Genomic DNA, 6,195 nt, shown 5'->3' with positions numbered 1-6,195 from the left:
ATGAAAAGTAGATTAAAAGCATTTTTAATAGATAATCAACACTGATCAATAAAAAAATGGATCTCTAAATACATGAATTAATATAAAAAACACCCAAAATATGGAGCCATAGCTATTCCACTGAAAACAATTCTACATTCATGAAAAGCCAAAAAAAACTCTTTATAAATTTAAAATTTAATTCAAAAAAAATTATTCTAAATCGATGAATGACGCAAAAGTGTAGATGAAAAGAAATCTATACCAAAACTAAATACTTAAAATAATCTTGTATATAATAACCAATAAAAACTAAATTCATTCAAACAAAACAAATTCCTATTTTGTAGAATTAAATTTTATCAATACTTACTACTAACAGCAATTTAAATGGATCTTAAAAAAAAGACCGTCATTAAAGACAGTCTAAGAAATATTGGTTATAAATAATTTTAATCACAGCCATCAACACCACAACTGTCCCCATCAGTAGTTTTTAAAAGAATAACATTCGAATCAAAAGAACCTTCCTCCCATACCTTATTTAACGTATTCAAGAAAGTTTCTTCGTGTTGTGCACCAGATATGGCATACTTTGCATCAAAAACAAAAAAAGGGACTCCTTGAACACCTATATTTTGAGCCTCCAGCATGTTTTTTTGCACTTCATCAGCAAAAGTATTTGAGTGTAATACCTCGTCTATTTCTTCTACGTTGAGTCCTACTTGTAAAGCTATATTTTTTAAAACAGTAAATTCATTAATATCTAATCCGTCTGTCAAATATGCTTTGAACAACAACTCTTTTAAATCATCAGCACAATTGAACTTTTTGGCTAAATGCAACAACCGATGTGCATGCTGAGAATTTGCCATGATTGCTTTTTCAAAATGAAAATCCAATCCTGAATTTTTGGCATTTTGCGTCATACTATCCAGCATGTCTTGAGCCCAAACTTCATCCTTTCTATATTTTTCAGCTAAATGCTCGACTAAATTATCATTAGGAGAAGCTACAAAATTTGGGTCTAGCTGAAAACTTTTCCACTCTATTTCAACAGCATCTTTGTACTTGAAATTCTGCAAAGCACCTTCTATTCTTCTTTTTCCAATGTAACAAAACGGACACATAATATCCGACCAGATCTGAATTTTTAGCTTATTTTCCATAATGAAATCTCAAAACAATTTAAATTAACTTGTATGTACAAATGTACAAAATTAGTCTGCTACAAAATCAAAGCTTACGTTAAGGCATTCATAAAAAAAACCATCAAAATTACTCTTGATGGTTCTGTTTTAGAATATGTAAATTTGGCTTAAGCCAATATATCTAATACGAAGGATGGAAATAAACCTAGAGCAATATTCAACACAATAGCAATAACTGCCACAGCATAAATAATTACTGGTGTCCCTTTGCGCTCTTCATTGGCATCTTTTGTATACATGGCTAAAATTAATTTAAAATAATAACCCACACTTATAATAGAGTTGACCACCGCTACAATAACTAGCGCCATGAAACCGGCTTGAATAGTTTCACTAAACAACACTAATTTTGCAAAGAAACCTGCAAAAATAGGGATTCCCGCCATAGATAATAAAGATGCAGTTAAGATGGCCGCAAGTATTGGATTTGTTTTACCAAGTCCGTGAAAATTCACGATATCTTCATTGTCTCTATTTTTACAAACATATAGCAACACACTAAAAGCAGCCATTCCGGCAAGAGAATATGCTGAGGCATAATACAACAAGCTACCTGCAGAAGTAGAAAGACTTAACAAGGTCATTAACATAAATCCTGCATGAGATATTCCCGAAAAAGCAAGCATACGCTTAACGTTTGTTTGCCTTAAAGCCATAATGTTCCCCACAGTCATAGACGCCATTGAAATCACAACCACAATCATTTTGAATGACTCAGTCATGTCAGCATTCATAACAGAAAGTAATTTATACAAAGTAGCCATAGCCACAACCTTTGCTAAGGTACTCATTAAGGCAGTAGTTAATGCTGGTGAACCCTCATAAACATCGGGAGCCCAAAAATGAAATGGCACAGCTGCCACTTTAAATAGCATTCCGATAGTTAACAAAACAATCCCTATTGGAAACCAAACTGGCAATTCAGCAGAACGAGAAAGCTCAGAAATTTCAATAACATCAAAACTACCCATTGCACCATAAATTAAACAAATTCCAAAAAGAATAATCCCAGAAGCAAAAGACCCCATCAAGAAATACTTCATTCCAGCTTCATTACTTTTCAAATTCATTCGATCACTAGCAGCTAGAATATAAAGTGCAATTGATAAAACTTCGATCCCTAAAAAGAACATTGCTAAGTTTCCAAAAGAAACCATAGCTACTGCACCAGCTAATAAAAATATTTTTATGGCTATAAAATCGGAAATTTTAGATTGGTGATTTTCATAAAAATTATGACCTAAGGCGATCAAAAAAATTGTCAAAACAATAAACAAACATGAAAACGCAGAGGAGAATGTACTTACTGCAATCATATTGTTGTAATAACTTTCGGCCGTATTAAACTCAGAAACTGTTAAGCCCAAAACTGCTAATAAACCCAATATAGAAATTGGTACAATTGCTTTTCTAAGGTTAAAAATTTCGAACAAAAGGCATAAAACACCTAATCCTATTATAGCTATTAATGTATTCATTTGTTGATTGTTTGATTTAGGATTTACGCATTGGGATTTAAAATCACCTATTTATGAAAACCTTTAAACCTAATTAATTTGTATTTCTTTTATTTTGATCTAAAATGTTATGCTTCTTGAGTACTAATACCTTTGCGTTAACAAAAGAATTTGTTCTAATGATGGCGTTATCAAATCATTAATTGGTTTTGGATACATCCCAAAAAAGAATAAAACGCCAACTATGATTAACAACGATATAGTCTCACTTGCTGTAACATCTGTAAAAACTTTAGAGTTTGTTTCACCCAACATAGCGTGCTGAAACATTTTTAACATGTAGTAAGCACCTAATATAATTGTAGTACCACCTACAATTGCAAACCAAATATTTACTGTTGATAAACTATATAAAACTGTGAACTCACCTATAAAGTTAAACGTGGTAGGCAAAGCCACTGATGCTAAAACTAAAATTAAAAACAAAGAAGTAAATTTTGGCGCTTGTGCACGAATACCTCCCATTTCTGAAATTACTCTTGTTTCATATCTTCTAGAAATGATTTCAGCAACAAAAAATAAACCTACCACAACAAAACCGTGAGCAATCATTTGTAATACTGCACCTCTAAAACCATCAAGATTTAAGGCATAAGTTCCTGAGGCAATCAAACCAACGTGTGCCAAAGAAGAATATGCTAATAACTTTTTTAAATCTCTTTGTTTTAAAGCTACAATTGAACCATAAACAACTCCTACAAGCCCTATACCAATAAGTAAGTATTTGTATTCATGAGCTGTTACTGGTGCTAATGGTAATTGCCAACGGATCACACTATACAAACCCATCTTTAACATGATACCAGACAAAAGCATAGTTCCTACAGTTGGAGCTTTTTGATACACATTAGCTTGCCAAGTATGGAAGGGTATTAAAGGAATTTTTATAGCATAAGCCAAGAAGAAGGCTAGAAAAATCCAAAATTGCTCTGCACTAGATAAATTTAAAGCATAAAGATCTTGAATTAAAAAACTACCAGCTTTTTGGTACAAATACACAAAAGCCACTAACATAAACAAAGATCCTGCTAATGTATAAATGAAAAACTTTACAACAGCTTTTTTACGTTCATCAGCATTACCGTTACCCCAAATAAGAGCTATAAAATAAATAGGAACTAAGGCCAACTCCCAAAAGATATAATAAAGCAATCCGTCTGAAGCTAAAAAAGTACCCACCATAGCAAAGGACATAAACAAGACCAATGCATAAAAAGATTTCGAGTTTTGATATTGATTTCCAAATGATGAAAAAATAATAATAGGTGTCAAAATAGTAGTTAATAATAACATCACTAAAGACAATCCATCTGCAGTTAAAGCGAAAGAAACCGCTGGCTTACTAATCCATGGACTTATAAAATTAATATTTACACCAGCATTATATTGATTGAGCAACACAAAGGAAGCTACAGCTGAAACTAACCCAAAAAACAAAGCTACTTTTGAAGCTAACTTATTACCAACTAATAAGGTTGCAAAGGCACCAATCAAAAGTATAATTAAAATTAGAGATACGTTCATTTGAAAATTTTTAATGATTTCAAAAGCCACTCATCATGACTTTCAAAAGATATTTAATATTACTGAAATTTATAATCTAACACTAAACCAGAAACAAGTAGGATACTATAGCACACAATCCTAATACAAAAACGAAAAGATATAATCCAATACTTCCGCTCTGAATTTTTTTACCTTGGTAACTGATTTCATTTGTTACTTTTCCAAAACCGAAAACAATTGCTGATAATCCTGTTTCTACAGTATCTCTTAAAAAGCGAGACAATACATTAATTGGCTTCACAAATAAGAAATCATACCCTTCATCCACATAATATTTGTTGTAAAGTACTTTTGCAAATCCGGTAATACTTTCATCTGAAGTAGGAACCGAATTTTGTTTGATATATTTACTGTAAGCAATTCCTATTCCTACCAATCCACCAACAACAGCAATTGCCATTAAAATGTATTCTGTAGTTCCAAGATGGTGTTCTGCGGTAGCTAATTTCGGTAAAATTGGAATCAAATAATGATTCAACCAACTGTTTCCAGGTAAACTAATCACACCACCAATAGTAGCCAATATTGCTAAAATAACTAAGGGTGCAGTAATTAATGAAGGACTTTCATGCAGATGATGCTTTTGCTCAGCAGTTCCTCTAAACTCATTATAGAATGTTAAAAACATCAAACGGAACATATAAAAAGCAGTCATTATAGATGCAATAGAAGCCACAACCCATAACGGAATATTATGATGGAACGCTACCAATAAAATTTCGTCTTTCGAGAAAAAACCAGAGAATAATGGAACTCCAGATATTGCTAAAGAAGCAATTAACATGGTTGCAAAGGTAATTGGCATAGCTTTTTTCAAGCCACCCATGTTGCGCATATCTTGTTCTCCGTGCAATGCATGAATAACTGATCCTGAACCTAAGAATAAACAAGCCTTAAAAAAAGCGTGCGTGATTACGTGAAAAACAGCCACTTCATAAGCTCCTAAACCTAATGCTAAAAACATCAAACCTAACTGCGAAACTGTAGAATAAGCCAATACTTTTTTAATGTCATTTTGAACTAAACCGATAGTGGCAGCAACAAGAGCTGTTATAGCACCTACTATAGCGATAACATGTTGTACTTCTGGCAACAAATCAAATACAAAATTCAACCTTGTAATCATGAATATACCAGCCGTTACCATGGTAGCAGCATGTATTAATGCTGAAACTGGTGTTGGTCCTGCCATTGCATCTGGCAACCACGTATACAAAGGAATTTGTGCTGACTTACCACAAGCACCTATAAATAATGCAAAACCTGCTATTGTTAACCAATAAAAATCAAGATTTGTCGCTCCAGCAATTGCCGTTTTTAATGTGGTATAATCTAGTGTCGAAAATAAATTACCTACAATGAATATACCTATCAATAATCCTAAATCACCAATACGGTTCATGATGAATGCTTTCTTAGCCGCATCATTATACTCTTGGTTTTTATACCAAAAACCAATTAGCAAATACGAACAAAGACCTACGCCTTCCCAACCGATGAACATGACTAGTAAATTACTTCCTACAACCAGTGTGATCATAAAAAATACAAACAAATTCAAATACGCAAAAAACTTGTGCATATTTTCATCGTCATGCATGTAACTGATAGAATACAAATGAATCAATGATCCAATTCCAGTTACAAACAGCAACCATAAAATAGACAGTTGATCTAATAAAAATCCGAAATCTACTTTGAAATTACTGATTTGAATCCAATCAAAAAGCGAAATTCGAAAGCCATTTGGCTGCGCAGCATTTGCACCAAAGAAAAAACAAGCAGCAATAAAAGAAATGAAAACTGCAAGCGTACCTACAATTCCTGAAACTGTTTTACCTAGGCTTTTGCCAAAGAAAACATTAATTAAAAATCCTAAAAAAGGAGTGAGAACTAAAACTAAAGCTATATTGGTATTCATT

Annotated in this window: 4 protein-coding genes; all 4 read right to left on the bottom strand. The window is 32.6% G+C overall.

Translation table 11 applies throughout. The features are described 5' to 3' along the window. Positions 1-431: 431 nt before the first annotated feature. Positions 432-1,148 (bottom strand): DsbA family protein, encoded by a 717-nt coding sequence (locus FPG59_RS03260; RefSeq protein WP_086453187.1) that lies wholly within the window; start codon positions 1,146-1,148, stop codon positions 432-434. A gap of 149 nt (positions 1,149-1,297) precedes the next feature. Further along, the gene (locus FPG59_RS03255) at positions 1,298-2,668 is read right to left on the bottom strand and encodes an NADH-quinone oxidoreductase subunit N (protein WP_086453186.1); all 1,371 of its coding nucleotides are present in this window, start codon (positions 2,666-2,668) and stop codon (positions 1,298-1,300) included. 123 nt (positions 2,669-2,791) lie between these two features. Beyond that, positions 2,792-4,231, bottom strand: a complete 1,440-nt coding sequence (locus FPG59_RS03250) for a NuoM family protein (protein WP_086453190.1) — start codon at positions 4,229-4,231, stop codon at positions 2,792-2,794. 82 nt (positions 4,232-4,313) lie between these two features. Further along, positions 4,314-6,194: an NADH-quinone oxidoreductase subunit L gene (nuoL, locus tag FPG59_RS03245; protein WP_086453189.1), complete on the bottom strand. Its 1,881-nt coding sequence runs from the start codon at positions 6,192-6,194 to the stop codon at positions 4,314-4,316. Position 6,195 lies beyond the last annotated feature (1 nt).

Origin of the sequence: Flavobacterium sp. FPG59, assembly GCF_002150205.1 — a bacterium.
GTDB lineage: Bacteria > Bacteroidota > Bacteroidia > Flavobacteriales > Flavobacteriaceae > Flavobacterium.
The sequence above is the reverse complement of the archived record's forward strand: the minus strand, read 5'-3'. Positions and strand labels throughout refer to the sequence as shown.